At 67.3% G+C, this 17608-nt stretch carries 15 protein-coding genes; 10 read left to right on the forward strand and 5 right to left on the reverse strand.

The window, feature by feature from the left end; all coding sequences use genetic code 11:
- The first annotated feature begins 3 nt into the window (after nucleotides 1-3).
- The 6 genes from ABKS89_RS24490 to ABKS89_RS24515 are packed head-to-tail and all read left to right on the forward strand — an operon-like array spanning nucleotide 4 to nucleotide 5680.
- Nucleotides 4-495 (forward strand): acyltransferase, encoded by a 492-nt coding sequence (locus ABKS89_RS24490; RefSeq protein ID WP_081516225.1) that lies wholly within the window; start codon nucleotides 4-6, stop codon nucleotides 493-495.
- 7 nt (nucleotides 496-502) lie between these two features.
- Entirely contained in the window at nucleotides 503-1339 is an 837-nt protein-coding gene (locus ABKS89_RS24495; protein WP_348587376.1) for a beta-keto acid cleavage family enzyme, read from the forward strand.
- Nucleotides 1332-2771: a glycosyltransferase family 4 protein gene (locus ABKS89_RS24500; protein WP_348587377.1), complete on the forward strand. Its 1440-nt coding sequence runs from the start codon at nucleotides 1332-1334 to the stop codon at nucleotides 2769-2771. The genes ABKS89_RS24495 and ABKS89_RS24500 overlap by 8 nt, the downstream gene beginning before the upstream one ends.
- On the forward strand, nucleotides 2768-3673 hold the full coding sequence (locus ABKS89_RS24505) for a Gfo/Idh/MocA family protein (RefSeq protein WP_138216091.1): 906 nt from the start codon (nucleotides 2768-2770) through the stop codon (nucleotides 3671-3673). Before ABKS89_RS24500 ends, ABKS89_RS24505 begins: the two co-directional genes overlap by 4 nt.
- Nucleotides 3674-3692: 19 nt before the next feature.
- The gene (locus ABKS89_RS24510; protein WP_138216090.1) at nucleotides 3693-4805 is read left to right on the forward strand and encodes a DegT/DnrJ/EryC1/StrS family aminotransferase; all 1113 of its coding nucleotides are present in this window, start codon (nucleotides 3693-3695) and stop codon (nucleotides 4803-4805) included.
- A complete protein-coding gene (locus ABKS89_RS24515) occupies nucleotides 4802-5680 on the forward strand; it encodes a sulfotransferase family protein (protein ID WP_348587379.1) in 879 nt (292 codons plus the stop codon). Before ABKS89_RS24510 ends, ABKS89_RS24515 begins: the two co-directional genes overlap by 4 nt.
- Before the next feature lie 18 nt (nucleotides 5681-5698).
- Here the strand turns inward: ABKS89_RS24515 and ABKS89_RS24520 are convergent, their stop codons facing one another.
- Nucleotides 5699-6718 carry a Glu/Leu/Phe/Val dehydrogenase family protein gene (locus ABKS89_RS24520; RefSeq protein WP_138216088.1) on the reverse strand — a complete coding sequence of 340 codons (1020 nt, stop codon included), beginning with the start codon at nucleotides 6716-6718 and terminating at the stop codon, nucleotides 5699-5701.
- Nucleotides 6719-6873: 155 nt separating this feature from the next.
- Here ABKS89_RS24520 and ABKS89_RS24525 point away from each other — a divergent pair, with 155 nt between their 5' ends.
- Nucleotides 6874-7683 (forward strand): SirB1 family protein, encoded by an 810-nt coding sequence (locus tag ABKS89_RS24525; protein ID WP_138216087.1) that lies wholly within the window; start codon nucleotides 6874-6876, stop codon nucleotides 7681-7683.
- Nucleotides 7684-7693: 10 nt separating this feature from the next.
- Here ABKS89_RS24525 and ABKS89_RS24530 read toward each other — a convergent pair whose 3' ends face one another.
- The 3 genes from ABKS89_RS24530 to ABKS89_RS24540 form a co-directional block, all read right to left on the reverse strand.
- Entirely contained in the window at nucleotides 7694-10237 is a 2544-nt protein-coding gene (locus tag ABKS89_RS24530; RefSeq protein ID WP_138216086.1) for a LuxR C-terminal-related transcriptional regulator, read from the reverse strand.
- Nucleotides 10238-10434: 197 nt separating this feature from the next.
- Complete coding sequence (locus tag ABKS89_RS24535; RefSeq protein WP_348587381.1) at nucleotides 10435-11805, reverse strand: DUF1329 domain-containing protein; 1371 nt, start codon at nucleotides 11803-11805, stop codon at nucleotides 10435-10437.
- Between the two features lie 22 nt (nucleotides 11806-11827).
- Nucleotides 11828-13639, reverse strand: coding sequence for a DUF1302 domain-containing protein (locus ABKS89_RS24540; protein WP_348587382.1), 1812 nt, complete (start codon nucleotides 13637-13639; stop codon nucleotides 11828-11830).
- A 241-nt stretch (nucleotides 13640-13880) separates the two neighbouring features.
- Here ABKS89_RS24540 and ABKS89_RS24545 point away from each other — a divergent pair, with 241 nt between their 5' ends.
- The 3 genes from ABKS89_RS24545 (at nucleotide 13881) to ABKS89_RS24555 (ending at nucleotide 16637) form a co-directional block, all read left to right on the forward strand.
- Nucleotides 13881-14696 (forward strand): AraC family transcriptional regulator, encoded by an 816-nt coding sequence (locus ABKS89_RS24545; RefSeq protein ID WP_081516236.1) that lies wholly within the window; start codon nucleotides 13881-13883, stop codon nucleotides 14694-14696.
- A 112-nt stretch (nucleotides 14697-14808) separates the two neighbouring features.
- On the forward strand, nucleotides 14809-16230 hold the full coding sequence (locus ABKS89_RS24550; protein WP_081516237.1) for an NAD(P)/FAD-dependent oxidoreductase: 1422 nt from the start codon (nucleotides 14809-14811) through the stop codon (nucleotides 16228-16230).
- 59 nt (nucleotides 16231-16289) lie between these two features.
- The gene (locus tag ABKS89_RS24555) at nucleotides 16290-16637 is read left to right on the forward strand and encodes a cupin domain-containing protein (protein WP_081516238.1); all 348 of its coding nucleotides are present in this window, start codon (nucleotides 16290-16292) and stop codon (nucleotides 16635-16637) included.
- 199 nt (nucleotides 16638-16836) lie between these two features.
- On the opposite strand, the gene ABKS89_RS24560 is transcribed toward ABKS89_RS24555, so the two are convergent.
- Complete coding sequence (locus ABKS89_RS24560) at nucleotides 16837-17604, reverse strand: crotonase/enoyl-CoA hydratase family protein (RefSeq protein ID WP_138216083.1); 768 nt, start codon at nucleotides 17602-17604, stop codon at nucleotides 16837-16839.
- Nucleotides 17605-17608 lie beyond the last annotated feature (4 nt).

A 17608-nucleotide genomic window follows, 5' to 3' on the forward strand; every position in this document is an offset into this window, starting at 1 on the left:
GCCATGCATGAACTCGAACAACGCTTCCCCGAAGTCCGCTTCTACAACCCGCCACTCACTGAAGTGCAGGACAACGTCGAGATCGGCCCGCAGAGCCGCGTCGGCTCGATGACGCTGATCCACAGCGGCGCGCGGATCGGTGCCGGCGTCACCATCGGTTCGCACTGCAACATCTGCGACTGCCGCATCGGCGAACGCGTGTCGATCCAAACCGCCTGCCACATCACCCGCGGCGTCGTGATCGAGGACGATGTCTTCATCGGTCCGCACGTGGTCACCCTCAACGACAAGCTCAAGGGTGGCCCCATGGTCTACCCGCGCATCTGCCGGGGCGCACGGATCGGCGGCGGCAGCGTCATCCTGCCGGGCGTGACCATCGGCGAGAACGCCGTCGTAGGCGCCGGCAGCGTCGTCACCAAGGACGTCCCGGCGGGCGCCACGGTGATCGGCAACCCCGCGCGCAGCCGCGCCGGCGTGACCGTCGAGCGCGACTGAGACGACGATGGAAGGATTCATCCTCAATCTGGCTCCCACCGGCATGCTACCCACACGGGCAATGAGCCCTCATGTGCCGCTGAGCGTGGAAGAGATAGTCGCCGACGCCTGCCGCTGCGTTGCCCTGGGCGCCAACATGCTGCACCTGCATGCACGCGATGAGCAGGGTCGCCCGACCTATCACCGGGAGATCTATGCCCGCATCATCGGTGGCATCCGCGAGGTGCATCCCGACGTCGTCATCTGCGTCTCCCTCAGTGGCCGTGACTTCGGCGAGTTCGAGCAGCGCGCCGATCCGCTCGGACTCACCGGCGACCTGCGACCGGACATGGCGAGCCTGACCCTGTCGTCGCTGAATTTCAGCCGCAGCGCCAGCGTCAACAGCCCCGAGATGATCCAGCGTCTGGCCGAACGCATGGCCGAAGCGGGCATCCGGCCGGAGCTGGAAGTGTTCGACGCCGGCATGCTCAATTACGCCCACTACCTGCTCGAGCGCGGGCTGATCCAGCCACCGCTGTACTTCAACTTCATACTCGGCAACGTGGCGGGTGCGCAGGCCAGGCCCGGCGCGCTGGCGCTGCTGCTCAGCGAACTGCCGCCGGGCGCTCTCTGGAGCGGTGGCGGCGTAGGGGCCTGCCAGTTGGCGATGAACACCCAGGGCCTGCTGTACGGCAACGGCGCCCGTACTGGCCTGGAAGACTACCTGTGGCTCGACCCGCAGCGCCGCGTGCTGGCGAGCAATGAACAGATGGTCAGCCGCCTGGTCGACCTCGCCTCTCACTTCGACCTGCGCCCGGCCAGCGCCGCCGCGGTTCGCCAGGCACTGGGGCTGCGCCATGTCTGAAGCCACCTTCAAGCCCTTGCGCGTTCTCATCACCAACAACACCCTGGGCGGCCGTGCCGGCTCCGAACTCTACGTCCGCGACCTGGCGCTGGCGCTCCTGCGCCGCGGCCACTTGCCGGTGGCTTACAGCTCGCAGCTGGGCGAAGTCGCCGAAGAGCTGCGCCGGGCCACCGTTCCGGTCATTGATGACCTCAACGCGCTGAATACTCCACCCGATGTCATCCACGGCCAGCACCATCTGGATGCGGTCACTGCGATGCTGCACTTCCCCAGAGTGCCGGCCCTGTACATCTGCCACGGCTGGTTGCCCTGGGAGGAAGTCCCGCCGGTACTGCCCTCCATCGGCCGCTATCTGGCAGTGGACGACCTGTGCCTGGAGCGTCTGCTGACGACGCCGGGGATCCCCCCGGAGCGCTGCGAAGTGCTGTACAACTTCGTCGACCTGCAGCGCTTCAAACAGCGCGCGGCATTACCCGAGCGTCCACGCTCCGCACTGATCTTCAGCAACTACGCTGCAGGCCAACCCAGTCTCGAAGCCATGCGCAACGCTTGCCACCGTGCGGGCATCGAGCAGGTCGACGTGGTTGGCGGCGGCTCGGGCAACGCGGTCCGGGAACCGGCGCAGATACTGGGCAACTATGACCTGGTGTTCGCCAAGGCTCGCGCGGCACTCGAAGCCATGGCCAGCGGCTGCGCGGTCATGGTCGCCGATCAGGTAGGCCTGGCGGGCATGGTGGACAGCGATAACCTGGCCGAGCTGCGGCGCCTGAACTTCGGCGTACGCAGCATGCAGCGCCTGCCTCTGGACGAAGAGACCCTGCTGGCACAGATCAATCGCTACGACAGCCAGGACGCGCGCCGGGTCAGCGACCGGATTCGCCAGGATGCCGACATGGAGCGTGTGGTGGATCGCTGGCTGCAGATCTACACCCAGCTCATCGAGGACTCTGCAGAGGGCGACAACACCCCGCCGCTGCAGTCCCAGCTGCAGGCCGGAGCCGCCTACCTGCGCTGGCTTGCACCCACCATCAAGAAGCAGTACCAGACCGCACACCATGCCGCACAGGCCCAGCGGGACCTCGCCCACGTGCAGGGGCAGGTTCACCAGTTGACCGAGCAACTCGACGGACACCAGACCCAGTGGGCCGCACTGGAACGACATTGCCAGCATCTGCAGTCGCTGCTGAACGAGGGCGAGCAGCGCGCTCAGCACCTGCAGGCATCGCTGACGGAGCAAGAGTTGCACGGCCAGCAGCTGGAAAACCAACTGGCCACGCAGGAACTGCATGGCCAGCGCTGGCAAACACTGGCAAGCGAGCGGGAACTGCACCTGCGCAAGGTCGAGGCCGACCTCGCCGAAGTCCTCGATTCGCGGACCTGGCGCGCCCTCGCCCCGTATCGACGCCTCAGACGTTGGCTGCGCAAGGGATGAGCGCCGCTCTGCACCCGCCACTGCGCGTCGCAATCGTCGGCCTGGGCAAGATGGGCAGCCTGCACTACGCGGCTTGGCAGCGCCTTCCCAATGTCCGGATCACCACGCTGGTGGATTGCGAGCCGGACCGGATCCGCTGGGCGGCCGCCCAGGAAATGATCGGCCTCGATAGCGTTCAGGACCTGGTGGGCAAGGTGGACGTGGCGGTCATCGCCACCCCCAGCGACCAACATGTCGGCAACGCCCTGCCCCTGCTCGAGGCCGGCATCCATTGCCTGGTGGAGAAACCCCTGGCCCTGACCTTCGCCGGGTGCCGGCGCCTGGTCGATGCCAGCCGGTGCAGCGGAGCGCTCCTCGCCGTGGGCCACAGCGAACGCTTCAACCCCGCCCTGCACCTCGCGCGCAGTGCGCTGTCCGGTCACGCACCCTGCGTAGAAGTGATACGCGCCGCGCCCCCACCTCAACGCTCGCTCAAAAGCGACAGCGACGTGGTGCAGGACCTGATGATCCACGACCTCGACTGGCTGCTGGATACCCTGGGGGCCCCCGAGGAAGAGCTCCGCCTGCTCGAATGGCGCCGGCAGGACGGCCAGCTGTCGCACGTCCGCTGCCAATTGAATTACGCCAACGGTCGCCGGGTGAACCTGACCGCGTGCCGCGAAAGCGACCGCCGGCAGCGCCAGGTGCGGCTTTACGAGGGTGACATGGCGAACCGGGTGATCGACCTGGACGTGCGCTACGCCAGCCACGAACCGGACGCCCTGACGCGCCAGGCGCAGGCCTTCCTCATGGCGCTGCGCGGCGAGCCCTCGCCCATCGCCCTGGGCAGCCAGGCCCTGGAAGCGGTCCTGCTGGGCGAGCGCATCCGCAACGGCTGCCAGATGGCAGAAGCCGTACTGTGATTTATTCCCGGAGCAACGAATGACGACTGCGGTTCCCTTCATCGACCTGGTGGCCGACTGGCAACCGCTCAAGGACGAGGTACTGGCGCGGGTGGCGCGCCTGTTCGAGCATGGACAGTTCATCATGGGGCCTGAAGTTCAGGAGTTGCAGCGGCTCCTGGAGACGGACTGTAGCGTCGCCCACGCCGTCACCTGCAGCTCCGGGACCATGGCCCTGCAACTGGCGCTGATGGCGTTGGACATCGGCCCCGGCGACGAAGTGATAGTGCCGGCGTTCACCTTCGCCGCTCCGATCGAAGCCATCCTGCTGCAGGGCGCCACACCGGTGCTGGCCGATGTCCATGCCGACACGCTCAATCTCGACGTGGAGTCCTGCGCCCGGCTGATCGGCCCGCGCACCCGCGCCATCATTGCCGTCTCGCTGTTCGGCCAGCCGGCCGACTTCGACGCGCTCAATGCGCTGGCCCGCCAGCACGGCCTGCGAGTCATCGAGGATGCCGCGCAGAGCTACGGCGCGACGCTTCACGGCCGACGCAGCGGCGGCCTGGCCGACATCGGCTGCACCAGCTTCTTCCCCACCAAGCCCTTCGGCGGCGCTGGCGAGGGCGGGGCCCTGTTCACCCAGGACGAGCAACTCGCCCAGCGCATTCGCGAGGCCCGCGACCACGGCCAGTCCACCAAATACCTGCACAGTTCGGTGGGCACCAATGGCCGGCTGGATGCATTGTCATGCTGCGCGCTGCTGGTGGCCCTCGAACGCCTGCCGGAACAGCTGGCCCGTCGGCAGGCGATAGCGCGACGCTACGACCTGGGGCTGGCCGCCGCCGGCAACAACCTGCGGCATCAGGGAATGCTGGCCGGCGCCAGCTCGGTCTACGCGCAGTACGCCGTCCGGCTCGAGGAGCGCGACCGCCTCGTCGAGTATCTGCGCGACGCCGGTATCCAGGTGGCCGTCCACTATCCGACGCCCGCCCACCAGCAACCTGCTTTCGCCAACCGCTGCCGCTACGAAGCCTTGCCCAACTCGGAGCAGGCCTGCCGCCAGGTGCTGTGCCTGCCGCTCTACCCGACCCTGGAAGAAGCAGCGCAGCAGCGTGTCATCGAGGTAATGCTCAAGGGGCTGCAAAGGTGAGCGCAATCTCCCGACAGCTCCGGCCATTCCCGATCATCGTCGGCGTGCCGCGCTCGGGTACGACGCTGCTGCGCTTCATTCTCGATGCCCACCCGCAACTGGCCATCCCTCCGGAAACCGGCTTCCTGATGAACGAGGCGCTGCTGCACAGCGCCGCGTCCCCCGCGGAGCTTGCCCGGAGCCTGACGCAGCTGCCGGAGACGGCGCCCGCCTGGGCTGATTTCGCCCTGGACGCGGAGACCTTCATCCAAGCCGCAGCCCAGCTGCCAGGATCGGCGGGACTCCCGCAGGTACTGCGGCTGTTCTACCAGCTGTATGCGGCGCGCCTGGGCAAGCCGCGATCCGGCGACAAGACTCCCGGCTACCTGCAGCACATGCAGACTGTCGCCGGACAACTGCCGGAAGCCCGCTTCATTCATATTCTGCGCGATGGCCGTGACGTTGCCCTGTCGTGGAGCCAGACCTGGTTCGCCCCCGAGCGCGAGCCGGAACTGCTGGTACAGCGCTGGGCCGGGATGATCACGCGAGCCCGCCGACAGGCCCATGGCCTGCCCTATCTGGAGCTGCGCTACGATCAGCTGCTCACCGATCCGCAGACACAGATCAAGCGTGTCTGCGAGTTCATCGAACTGGACTTCCACAGCGCTATGCTCGACTACCACCGCGGCACAGCCTCACGCCTTGACGAACACCAGGCCCGCTTCCAGAGCGACGGTCAGTTGCTGGTCAGCAAGCAGCAGCGCCTGCAACAGCAGTGGCGCACGACCCAGCCGCCGGACACGAGCCGGCTCGAAGTCTGGCGCGAGCAGCTCAGCCCGGCACAACAGGCCGCTTGTCGCAGGGCAGGCGGCGAGGTGCTGGGGGAGTTCGACTGACAGCCAGCGGCGACCGGCCTACCCGTAGAGAATCCGCTCGGCCAGCATGTCGGCGATGCGCGCCGGCGAACGGTGATCGGCCTGGGCGTGGGCATAGACCTCGGTCAGGCGCTCGGCGATGCGCGACAGGTGCGCGGTGATGGTCGGCAAGGACTCGCCCTGGTGTTGCAGGGCGACATAGATCAGCCCGCCCGAGTTGATCACGTAGTCCGGCGCATAAAGAATGCCCCTCCCCTCCAGCTCATCGGCGACTTCCGGATGAGCCAGCTGGTTATTGGCCGCCCCGGCGACGGCGGCACAGCGCAGGTGGCCGACCACATGTGACGTCAGCACGCCGCCCAGCCCGCAGGGCGCCAGGATGTCGCACGGGGTGGTGAGCAGCGCTTCGTTGGGTACCGGGCGGGCGCCCAGTTGCTCGACGGCGAGCTGTACCTTGCCGGCGTCGATATCGCTGACCAGCAATTCCGCCCCAGCCGCCGACAGGTGTTCGGCCAGCGCGTAGCCCACATTGCCCAAGCCCTGGATCGCCACGCGCAGGCTGTCCAGGTCATCGCTGCCCAGGCGCGCCTGGGCGCTGGCGCGGATGCCGGCGAACACACCGAGGGCGGTATGCGGTGAGGGATCGCCGCCACTGGTGGTGCTGGTCACATGGCGGGTGAACTGGGCAATGCAGTCCATGTCGGCGCTGGAGGTGCCGCTGTCCACCGCCGTGATGTACGCACCGCCCAGGGAATCGATCGCGCGGCCGAAGGCTTCGAACAGTTCGCCGCGGTTGTTGACGTGCGGGGCGCGCAGGATCACCGCCTTGCCGCCGCCCTGGCGCAGGCCGGCCAGCGCTGCCTTGTAGCTCATGCCCTGGGCCAGACGAGCGGCGTCGCGCAGCGCGGCATCCTCGCTGGGGTACGGCAGGTAACGGCAACCACCCAGCGCGGGGCCGAGCCGGGAATTGTGGATGGCGATGATGGCCTTGAGTCCCGTGGCCGGGTCCTGGAACAGATGCAGCGACTCGAGCCGGGTGGCTTCCATCATGTCGAACATGGCGGCGCTCCCTTGCTGGGGGTGGACGGCGGTCCGAAGGCGGACCCTCTTCAGTATAGGCAGCGCCTGTCACAACACCTTCACGGGCGACGACTGCACCACTGGACGAGTGCCCGGCGCTCCGGTTACAACCGCAGGGTCAGCCGGAGAACGCCATGGACCCGCGTCAAGCCTGCCTTGCCTGTCTTGCCCAGGACCCGCCCGCCCTGTTCGAAGCGGCCCTGTGGATCGCCGCCGAGCACGAACCGCACCTGCCGCCGGACCAGGCGCTGCGGTTGTTCGATTCGCTCGCGCACCAGGTCGCGGTGGCCCTGCCCCAGGGCACCGGCGATGCGGAGCGCGCGCAGTTCCTGTTGCGCCGGCTGAGCGAGCTGGGCTTCGCCGAGGACGACGAGTACCCGTTGCACCCGCGCGCCGCCCTGCTCCCCCAGGTACTGCAGCGTCGCCACGGCCAGCCGCTGTCGCTGGCGCTGATCGCGCTGGAGATGGCACGGCGCAACGGCATCACCCTGGTCGGCGTGAACTTCCCCGGACGTTTCCTGCTGCGCGTACCCGGCGCCGACCACCTGCTCGACCCCGCCACCGGCCGCCGTCTCTACACCCGCGACTGCCGTGACCTGCTGGCGCGCCAGATGGGCGCCAGCGTTGAGTTGTCAGCCGAGCACCTGCGCACCGCCAGCGCCGCCGACATGCTGCAGCGCCTGTCGCGCAATCTGCGTCAATTGCACCTGGCCGCCGGGGAACCGCTGGCGGCGCTGAAGGATGCCCAGCGCGTACTGGAACTGGGGGCGCCCAGCGCCAGCGATCACCTTGCCCGCGCCGACCTCTACCACGTGCTGGATTGCCCGCAGGCGGAGCGCTACGACCTGGAGCGCGCCATGCTGCTCAGCGACGACGCCGCCGAGCAGATGCGCCTGGCCCAGCGTCTGGCTGAGATCAGCGTGCCGCCCAAGGCGCTGCACTGATCCTCGCGCTTCAGACTTTCAGCAAGCCCAGTTCTTTTGCCCGCGCGACCGCCTGGGTGCGGCGCTCCACGCCGAGCTTGCCGTTGATCCGGCGTGCGTGGGTTTTCACCGTGTGCAGGGAGATGTACAGCCGCTCGCCGATTTCCAGGTTCGAGCAGCCTCGGGCGATCAACTCCAGCACCGAGAGTTCGCGCAGGCTCAGCAGGTTGTGCGGGGCCATCTCGCCGGCGTGCGGGCGCAGGCCGAACAGACCGGGCTGGCGGCGCTGGGTGTCACGCAGGGTGGAGAGCAGCCCGAAGCGCTGGGCCAGGGAGACGCCCTGGTCCAGCGCGCTGCGCGCTTCGTCCAGGCTGCCGGCGATGAAGTGCGCCTCGGCAAGGGCCAGCCAGACGTCGCAGGCCAGAGTGTTGCGGCCCTGGCGCAGCAGGTCCGGAAGCATCGCCAGCAAGCGCTGCAGGGCGGCGTCAACGTCCCCGTCATAGAGTTCGGCCAGGGCCAGGTGATGTTCGACGCGCAGTATCTGGTCCGGCGCCGCCGCGGGCGGGCTGAGACGGTCGGCGCGATAGCGCGAGGCCACGCGCTGCAGGACTTCCCGCGCCGGCCCCGCACGGTTCTGGCGCAGATTCAGCGCGCCGCTGGCCAGCAGCAGCGGCCCGCGGTAAATCGGCTCGGGGACATGCTGTAGCTGCATCAGCCGCTCGACTTCCAGCAGGCGGCTGAAGGCGCCATCGGTGTCACCGTCCAGCGCATCGAGCCAGGCCATGCCGGTAAAACCGTAGATCGAGCTGGGATCGTGGCTGCGGCGGGTTTCGTTGAGGCCGGCGATGAACAGCTCGCGGGCCTCCTCGTCACGCCCCTGGCGCAGGCACAGCCAGCCCCGACGCAGGGCGACACGGCCGGCCATGGCGTTGCAGGTGATGCGCATCTCGTCGAGGTATTCCTGCACCCGCGCCAGCAGCGCATCGGCACGCTGCAGCTCGCCGCGCTGCTCCAGCCACTGGGCGCGGTCCAGTTCCAGCAGTGCTTCGAAGGTGGTGCTGCCTTGCAGGCGAGCGCGTCGCAGCGCTTCGCGGTTGATCAGTCGCGCTTCGGCCAGGCGTCCCTCCGCCTGGGCCTGCTGGGTCAGCGCGGACAGGCAGATCAGCGTCTGCGACCAGGCTTCTTCCGGCAGGTGCTGCAGAGCCTCGCGCAGTTGTTCGCGGGAGCCCGGCAGTCCGCGCGCATGGATGAGCATGCCGTTCAGGCCCTGCCACTGGGCGACCAGCGCGCGCTGGCGGTGCTCGCCGGGCATCGGCAGGAAGCGGTCGAAACCGGTCAGCAGCGCTTCCACGTCGTCCAGGCGACCGACGAACAACAGCGTCCAGGCGTTGAGGATGAGCAGGCGTGGCGTGCTGCACAGTAGCTCCTCGGGCAGCGACTCGCGCAGTTGCAGCACGCGCTCGACGTTGCGCCCGTGGAGCAACTGCTCCTCGGTCAGGCGCTGCAGCAGGCTGGCGGAAACGTCCGGCTGCTCGGCGTACAGTGAGTGCTCGAAGGCCGAGTGGATTTCCCCGCACTGGGTGAACCACTGGCAGGCACGTCGGTGCAGGGTCGCCGCCGGCCAGCGCGACAGGCTCGCCAGCGCCGTCGCGACCATGGGCGCCACCTGGAACCAGTGCTGGGTATTGTCCACCGCCTCGATCAGTACGCCCCAGGCCTGCAGGCCGTCCAGGCCGAGGCCGGGTTCGTCGAACAGGTAATCACAGAGTTCGCGGTTGAAGCGGGCGATCTGTGCCAGGCCGCAGAGGGTTTCCGCCAGCTCCGCCGGCAGGCTCGCCAGGACTTCGCGTTGCAGGTAGTCCTGCAGCAGGCCGTTGCCGGTCTCCGCCACCTGGGTGGCGCAGGGCGCGATAGGCTCAGCCCCCAGGCTGAGCAGGCGCAGGCGCACGCCTGCGAACCAGCCGTGGGTCGCATCCTGCAGGGCCTGGCGCTGGGCCTGCGGCCATTCCAGGCCGGCGGTCTGCAGGTAGGCGTCCAGCTCGCATTGGGTCAGCGCCAGGGTGCTGGCAGCCAGCTCCAGCAGTTCGCCTTCGAGCAGCAGGCGGGTGAGGTTGCAGGCAGGGCGGCGGCGACTGGCCAGCCACCAGCCGATCTGCGGCGAGGCCACCGCGAGCAGGCGGTCGAAGCAGTCGTCGAGGGCAAGATCGGGGGCACGGGGATAATCGTCGAGCATCAGCCAGACCGGCTCGCTGGCGTTTTCCAGCCAGGCCGCCAGGGCCGCTTCGCCCGACCAGGGCACGCCCAGCGCCTCGCCCAGGCGTTCGCAGAACTGTTCGGGTTCGAGTGCGCGACCGCCCAGGCCCAACCAGACCACGCGGGTGCCGGCAGGCGCCAGGCGCGCGCATTCGCTCATCAGTACCGTCTTGCCGCAACCGGGCGGCGCCACCAGCAGGCGCAGGCGGCACTCGGTGGCGCTCAGGCTGGCATGCAACCGTTCGCGGGGCAGGTGCTGGCGGGGCAGGCGAGGCAGCGCCGCACCGTGCTCTGTAAGACTGTGCAGGGCGATTGTCGACATGGGCTTCTTCCGGCCATTTGCAGCCCAGACTATGCCGCCAGAAAGAGCGGGCAAAGGACCATCAGCCAGATTCATGGGGCGATATAGCGCAGGCCGCCCCCAGGCGCAGAACAGACGCTGCGCGCCTTGCTGACGGCAAAAAAAAAGAAACCCGGCATCCACGATGGGATGCCGGGGCCAAGGAGCGGAGTGTTACTTCAGCGCACGCCAGTGTTGCGCAGTGCCGCCGGGGTGAAGTCGGCCATGGTGGCCTTGTTGCCGAACTGGTAGCCGCGCTTCTCTTCGTTGTTCAGGCCGAAGGTCACGTAGCGGCCGGCGAGGATGTCGTACAGCGATTCGGCGGCGTAGCCAGTGGCGAGTTCGGTGTAGAAGGTCATCTCGTGGCCTTCGCCGACGCGCCACAGTTGGCCCCGACCGTCATACAGCTCGGACACTGCGATCTGCCAGCTGTCCTCGTCCAGGTAGAAGTGGCGCTGGCCGTAGATGTTGCGCTCGCCCGACTTCAGGGTGCCCACCACTTCCCACACGCGGTGCAGTTCGTAACGGGTCAGGTCCTGGTTGATGTGGCCCGGCTTGACGATGTCGTCGTACTTGAGCTCCGGCGAGTTCAGGTGGTAGCTGTTGTACGGGATGTACATCTCGCGCTTGCCCACCAGTTTCCAGTCGTAACGGTCCGGGGCGCCGGAGAACATGTCGTAGTTGTCCGAGGTGCGCAGGCCGTCCGAGGCGGTGCCCGGGCCGTCGTACGCTACCTGCGGGGCGCGGCGCACGCGGCGCTGGCCGGCGTTGTAGATCCACGCCAGGCGCGGCTCCTTCACCTGGTCCAGGGTCTCGTGCACCAGCAGGACGTTACCGGCCAGACGCGCCGGAGCCGTTACCTGCTGCTTGAAGTAGGTGAGGATGTTGCCGGTCTTGCTGACATCCTGGTCACCCATGTTCTGCGGCACCGCGATCGATTCCTCGAAGCGGATCGGCGTGTAGCTGCCGTTGGTCTGCGGTACAACCTGCACCACCGAGCGAGAGATGTTGCCGCCGTGGTAACGGGTCAGGTGGTTCCACAGCGCCTGCACGCCGTTCTGGGGCAGCGGGAAGGCGTAGTAGCGGCTCTTCTCGAAGTTCTCCAGGCCGTTGCCGTCGTTGATCGGCTGGACGAACTCGGCGCTGCGCTTGATGGCGGCGTAGATGTCGTCAGGCAGCGCGAAGGTGCGGTGGGTCTTGTACACCGGAATCTTGTAGGTATCAGGGTAGCGCTTGAACATCGCCAGCTGGCCGGCGGAGAGCTTGTCCTTGTACTGGTCGACGTTCTGCGCGGTGATGATGAACAGCGGCTTCTCGTCGGCGAACGGATTGGAGAGGAAGCCCTTGGCGTCCAGCTTGCCGGCGGTGCGGGAGATGCCGCCGGTCCAGGCCGGGATGCTGCCGTCGGCGTTGCCTTCCTTCTGCGAGCCCATGGGCGTCAGGCTGGTGCCCAGCTTGGCCACTTCATCGGCGGACACCGCCGCCATCACGCCGCAGGACAGCAGGCTCAGGGCCAGCGCGCCGCATTGGAGGATTCTTGTCGTTCTCATGTCGATTCCTTGAGCAGGCAGGTCAGAAGTTCACGCCGAAGCTGAGCGAAACGAAGTCACGGTCAACGATGGTGTTGTAATCGCCGCCGAAGAAGTTCGTGTAGTTCAGGCTCGCGGTGTAGGTGTTCTGGTAGTCCGCATCCAGACCAACGCTGGCGGCCTTGCTGCCCTCGTTGAAGACCGGGCCGTAGCCGTGCACGTCGTGGGACCAGGCGAGGTTAGGCTTGAGGTTCACCCCGGCGAAGACGTTGTTGTAATCCCAGATCGCGCGGGCGCGGTAGCCCCACGAGGACGAGGTGTAGAAGCCACCGCTGCCGTACTCGTTACGCGCAGTGGCATTCTCCGGGACGCCGTAGACCGAGTCGCGACCGTAGCGCTCGCCGACTTCGTTGGTCATGCCGCCGACATAGGTCATGCCGACTTCGCCCACCAGGGTGACGCGGTCCGCGCCCATGGTCTGGTCGAAGAAGTGGGTGAAGGTGGTCTGCGCCTGGGTCACTTCCTTGCGGATGTAGCCGTGGCTGATCCGGTCGGCCTGGGCCAGCGCGCCGGCCGCTCCACCGCTGGTGAATCCGCCGACTACCGTGGTGGCGAGCAGCGGGGTCATGTCGGTGGTGTTGAGCTGCAGCGGCATGTTCGGCCGGTAGCTGAGTTCGCCGTTCCACGCGGTGCCGGTGGGCAACGTGGTGGAGAAGCTCAGGCCGTACAGGCGGATGTCTTCCGGGTATTCCAGGAAGTAGTTGCCACGCCCCAGCAGCAGCGGCTGGGCCAGCGCGGCGCCACCGGGCACGGAGAGCGCCCGCAGGACGTTGCCGATGTCGGCGGTGCCGGCGTTCTTCATGCTCACGATCGGCGTACGGCTGTGGTAGTTCATCGCATACGCGCCGTACTCCACGTCGTCGCCCAGCCAGCGCAGGGCCAGGCCCCACTGGCCGGAGTCACGTGCGTCACGGTCGGCACCACGCGGCACCATCAGGCCCTCGGGGGTCACGGTGACGCCCAGGGAGTTGAGCAGGGCCTTGGTCGCCGGCGCATTCAGCGAGTTGACGGTGGCCGGATCGAGGATGTTGTAGTTGGTGTTGCAACCGTCGGCAGCGACGTCGGTGGTGGAGAAGAAGGTGCCGCAGTTGTCGAGCACCGTCTGGTCCCACTCCAACTGGTAGAAGCCTTCCACGGACAGCGCGTCGGTAACGCTCTGCGACATGTACAGCATGTTCACCGGGATCAGGCCTTCCTTGATTTCCGAACCGGGACGGCGGAAGGCGGAGACGTCGATCGGGTTGATGGTGTTGATGCTGTTGCCGATGAAGGTGCTTTCACCCCAGCTCACCACCTGCTTGCCCAGGCGCACAGTGCCCGGCATGTCGGCGATGGCATAGTTGTAGTAGCCGAAGGCATCGAGCAGCTGCGCGCCGGATGCCTTGGCACCCTCCTTGCGGCCGCTGTCGGAAAGCTCCTTGAAGGCCACGCTTTCGTCCTTCAGACGGAAGTCATACCAGTACTTGCCACGGGTGAAGACGCCGAAGTCCCCATACTTCAGCTCCAGGTCGTGGATACCCTTGAAGATCTTCGAGAAGGTGTGGCCTTTGCGGAAGTTCTGCCGGCCATCGTCGTTGGTCTGGGTCATGCCGTGGCCGCCGTTGGCGGCGCCGATCAGATCCTGCTTCGGACTCTGGGTACTCCAGCTGGCCCCCACGGACAGACTGGAATCGAACTGTCCTTCGATCTCCCCGATGTTGAAGTTGATTGCCTGAGCCTGGGTGGCGCATCCCAGGGCGACAGCAGTGGCGAGAAGTTGCGGTTGGAAGAATCCGCGCCTTGTTTTTGTTGTCATGCGGCTCTCCTGACGGTGTCTAGGTGGCCTTACCCTACTGAGCGACCTGACGGGGAGTAAGCGCTCCAAGGTGGTATTTGGCGTGTCGCCCGAAAGAGTGAATCCCCCCTCTGCGACGGGCTCTGGCGGGCGATATTGGCGCAGGCGATGACGGATCATCGAGACGATGGATAGTGCCTTGCGCCCGACAGGTGCTTTGCCACTACCCGAGAAGCGCCGTCTGGGGCATCCTTAGCTTCCTATGCAAGCCATCGACCAACGCCCGACCGACAGTCACCTGACCGAGCAGACCCGCGAGGTGGTGCTGCGCTACCACCAGTGCTGGAAGCATCGCGACCTCGAAGCGGTGCTCGCGCTGTATCACCCGCAGGTGCAGTACAACGACTTCTTCCAGAACCGCACGCTGGGCTACACCGACCTGCGCGATTACGTGCAGGGCACCATGCCCAGCCGCCCGGAAGAGTTCCTCGACCACATCGACCGCATCCGCGTGGACGGCGACACCGCCTTCATCCAGTACCGCATCGCGGTCACCCTGAGCGGCCGTCTGGCAACCTTCCATTCCAGCGAAGCGATCACCGTGCGCGAAGGCCTGATCTGGCGCATCAACGAATACGCTTCGGTGGTACGCGAAGGCGGCGAAAGCCGTCCGCAGGCCATCGACCCACGCCCGGCCACCAGCCGCCTGGGCCTCTCGCCGCGCCAGCTCAGCCAGTTGGCCAGCGACCTGGAAGACTATTTCAGCAAGAGCCAGCCGTACCTCGCGCCGGACCTGGACCTGACCCAGGTGGCCACCGCCACTGGCTACACGCGCAACCAGATTTCCTACCTGCTCAACCAGGTGATGGGGCTGAGCTTCTACCAGTACGTCAACCAGACGCGCCTGACCCACCTGCTCAGCCAGCTGCGTCCGCCGCTGCCTTCACGCATCGACGAACTGGCCTTCTCCGCCGGCTTCAACTCGCTCTCGGCCTTCTACCGCTGCTTCCGCCAGCAGACCGGCCAGTCTCCCCGCGAGTACCTCAAGCGCCTGCGCGAGGAACAGCAGGAGGCCTGATGCGCCCCTGCCAGCGGGTACGCGAGCAATCCTCGCGTACCCGCGCGCACGACAGAACCCCGCGCCAAATCTAGGCTTGCCGACATTCCCCTTCTTCCTTTCGGAGTCGTCTATGTCGGCATGGCGTCATATCAGTCTGTGGATGAACCAGCTGGACGATGATCTCGTCCCGCGGCCTTCCCTGCAGGGCACCCTGGACGTCGATGTGGCCATCGCCGGCGCCGGCTATACCGGCCTGTGGACCGCCTACTACCTGAAGCTGCGCGCACCGCAGCTGAAGATCGCCATCGTCGAGGCAGAAACCGCCGGCTTCGGCGCCTCGGGCCGCAATGGCGGCTGGCTGATGGGCAACATGCTCGGCGAAGACCGCCTGCTCGCCGGCCTGTCGCCCGAGCAGCGCCGCGCGTCCTACGACCTGCTGCACGACATCCCCGATGAAGTGGCCCGCGTGCTCGACCGCGAAGGCATCGACTGCGACTACCGCAAGGCCGGCGTGCTCTATACCGCCGCGCGCTACCCGGAGCAGGAAACCCGCCTGCGCGAGTACCTCGCCCACCTGCACGCCGAAGGCCTGACCGAGGACGACTACCGCTGGCTGAGCAAGAGCGAGCTGGACGAGCAGCTGCGCATTCCCAGCTCGCTGGGCGCCATCCACACCCCGCACTGCGCCACCATCGACCCGGCCAAGCTGGTCCGTGGCCTGGCCCGCGCGGTGGAACGCCAGGGCACGCAGATTTTCGAGAAGAGCCGCGTCACCCACTGGGCGCCCGGCCTGCTGCGCACTGACCGGGGCGAGCTGAAGGCTCACTGGGTGGTGCCGGCCATCGAAGGCTACGCCGCCGACCTGCCGCCGCTGGGCAACTACCAACTGCCGGTACAGAGCCTGCTGGTGGCCACCGAGCCGCTACCCGAATCGGTGTGGGCCGAAATCGGCCTCGACAAAGGCCAGGCCTTCAGCGAATTCAGCCGCCAGGTCACCTACGGCCAGCGCACCCCGGACAACCGCCTGGCCTTCGGCGCCCGCGGCGGCTACCGCTTCGGCGGCAAGCTGCGCAACGACTTCAGCCTGACCGAAGATGAAGTCGGCCTGCGCCGCTACCTGTTCAGCGAGCTGTTCCCGCAACTCAAGGACGTGCGCATCACCCACACCTGGGGCGGCAACCTGGGCATGTCGCGACGCTTCCACCCGCACATGCTGATCGACCGTCGCAACGGCATCGCCCTCGCCGGCGGTTATGGCGGCGAAGGCGTCGGCGCCACCAACCTGGGCGGCCGCACCCTCGCCGACCTGATCCTCGGCCAGGACAGCGCCCTCACCCGCCAGCCCTGGGTCATCAACGACCGCAGCGTGCAGGACGGCCTGCGCGGCTGGGAGCCCGAACCCTGCCGCTGGCTGGGCTACAACGCCATCATCCGCAGCTTCGTGCACGAGGACGATGTGCTGGCCAACCCGCATAGCGCGCCCTGGCGCCGCCGGCTGGCCGAGAAGGTCGCCGCCAGCATGGAAAACCTGATGACCTGGAAGGTCGGCTGAAACGCTGATCTGCTTGCGAACAGCCAGCCCCCGAATAGAAAGCCCACTGGAGCCCCTGTATGAAACTGACCCACCTGAAGAACACCCTGCACGCCGAACTCGGTGAAGCCAATCCGGTGGCCGTGCCCCTGGGCGAGCCGATCTCGGAAACCCGCGTGGAATCCATCGAGCGCACCGACCGCGTGGAAACCGGCATCTGGGAATGCACCCCCGGCCGCTGGCGCCGCCAGATCGTCGAGCAGGAGTTCTGCCACTTCATCGCCGGCCGCGGCACCTTCACCCCGGACGGCGGCGAGCCGATCGCCTTCCAGGCCGGCGACGCCTTCCTGCTGCCGCAGAACAGCCTGGGCATCTGGGATATCCAGGAAACCACGCGCAAGACCTACGTAATCATCGAGCGCGACTGATCTGCCTGTAGGTGTGATGGGTTAGCCCGGCGCTCGGGCTTTTCCCTCTCCCTAACCCTCTCCCTGAAGGGAGAGGGGACTGAAAAGCGTCAAGCGAAACTCCGAGCCAGCCGGCAACTCTGAACGGCTCCCTCTCCCTTCGGAGCGGGGCGCGCAGCCAGGGCTGGGGAGAGGGTGTCTCAGCCACGCCGCGCGCCCATCAGAACTCCCCGTGCCGCCCTTCCCCGCCAGCGAAACGCTTCGCCCCATTCACCGTCTCGCCGCTTTCGATCACCGCCATCCCGCCCTGGAATTCGTTGGCCAGCGCCACGTCGAACGACAACTCCCATTGCGCGAACACGCTCGCCCGGTCGGCCAGCATGCACAGCTGCGGAAACTCGGCGATCTCCCGCGCCAGCTCCTCGGCGGACTCCAGCGCCTGCCCGCTGGGCACCACGCGATTGGCCAGGCCCATAGCCAATGCCTCCTGCGCACCCACCGGGCGACCGGTGAGGATCAGGTCCAGCGCCCGCCCCTGGCCGACAATGCGCGGCAAGCGCACGGTGCCGCCGTCAATCAGCGGTACGCCGAAGCGCCGGCAGAACACCCCGCACACCGCGTCCTCGGCCATCACCCGCAAATCCGCCAGCAGCGCCAGCTCCAGGCCACCGGCCACGGCGTAGCCCTCTATGGCGGCGATCAACGGTTTGGACAGCTGCATGCGGCTCGGTCCCATCGGCCCGTCGCCTTCCATTTCCAGGCGGTTGCGCCGCTCGCCATCCTCGGCCACCGCCGCCAGATCGGCACCCGCGCAGAAGGTTCCGCCGGCGCCGGTAAGCACGGCGACGCGGGCTTCCTCGTCCTGCTCGAAATCGCGCAGGGCATCGGCCAGCGCCTGGGCGGTCGGCAGGTCCACCGCGTTACGCACCGCAGGGCGGGCGATGACCAGGGTGGTCACCGGGCCGTTCTTCTGGATTATCACGCTCATGGCG

Source organism: Pseudomonas sp. LABIM340 (genome assembly GCF_040017195.2).
Taxonomy (GTDB): Bacteria; Pseudomonadota; Gammaproteobacteria; order Pseudomonadales; family Pseudomonadaceae; genus Pseudomonas.

What these genes read in the sequence shown, in the direction of transcription:
- ABKS89_RS24490 (WP_081516225.1), top strand. Translation starts at nt 4, where the DNA reads ATGCATGAACTCGAACAACGCTTCCCCGAAGTCCGCTTCTACAACCCG.
- ABKS89_RS24495 (WP_348587376.1), top strand. Translation starts at nt 503, where the DNA reads ATGGAAGGATTCATCCTCAATCTGGCTCCCACCGGCATGCTACCCACA.
- ABKS89_RS24500 (WP_348587377.1), top strand. Translation starts at nt 1,332, where the DNA reads ATGTCTGAAGCCACCTTCAAGCCCTTGCGCGTTCTCATCACCAACAAC.
- ABKS89_RS24505 (WP_138216091.1), top strand. Translation starts at nt 2,768, where the DNA reads ATGAGCGCCGCTCTGCACCCGCCACTGCGCGTCGCAATCGTCGGCCTG.
- ABKS89_RS24510 (WP_138216090.1), top strand. Translation starts at nt 3,693, where the DNA reads ATGACGACTGCGGTTCCCTTCATCGACCTGGTGGCCGACTGGCAACCG.
- ABKS89_RS24520 (WP_138216088.1), bottom strand. Translation starts at nt 6,718, where the DNA reads ATGTTCGACATGATGGAAGCCACCCGGCTCGAGTCGCTGCATCTGTTC.
- ABKS89_RS24525 (WP_138216087.1), top strand. Translation starts at nt 6,874, where the DNA reads ATGGACCCGCGTCAAGCCTGCCTTGCCTGTCTTGCCCAGGACCCGCCC.
- ABKS89_RS24530 (WP_138216086.1), bottom strand. Translation starts at nt 10,237, where the DNA reads ATGTCGACAATCGCCCTGCACAGTCTTACAGAGCACGGTGCGGCGCTG.
- ABKS89_RS24535 (WP_348587381.1), bottom strand. Translation starts at nt 11,805, where the DNA reads ATGAGAACGACAAGAATCCTCCAATGCGGCGCGCTGGCCCTGAGCCTG.
- ABKS89_RS24540 (WP_348587382.1), bottom strand. Translation starts at nt 13,639, where the DNA reads ATGACAACAAAAACAAGGCGCGGATTCTTCCAACCGCAACTTCTCGCC.
- ABKS89_RS24545 (WP_081516236.1), top strand. Translation starts at nt 13,881, where the DNA reads ATGCAAGCCATCGACCAACGCCCGACCGACAGTCACCTGACCGAGCAG.
- ABKS89_RS24550 (WP_081516237.1), top strand. Translation starts at nt 14,809, where the DNA reads ATGTCGGCATGGCGTCATATCAGTCTGTGGATGAACCAGCTGGACGAT.
- ABKS89_RS24555 (WP_081516238.1), top strand. Translation starts at nt 16,290, where the DNA reads ATGAAACTGACCCACCTGAAGAACACCCTGCACGCCGAACTCGGTGAA.
- ABKS89_RS24560 (WP_138216083.1), bottom strand. Translation starts at nt 17,604, where the DNA reads ATGAGCGTGATAATCCAGAAGAACGGCCCGGTGACCACCCTGGTCATC.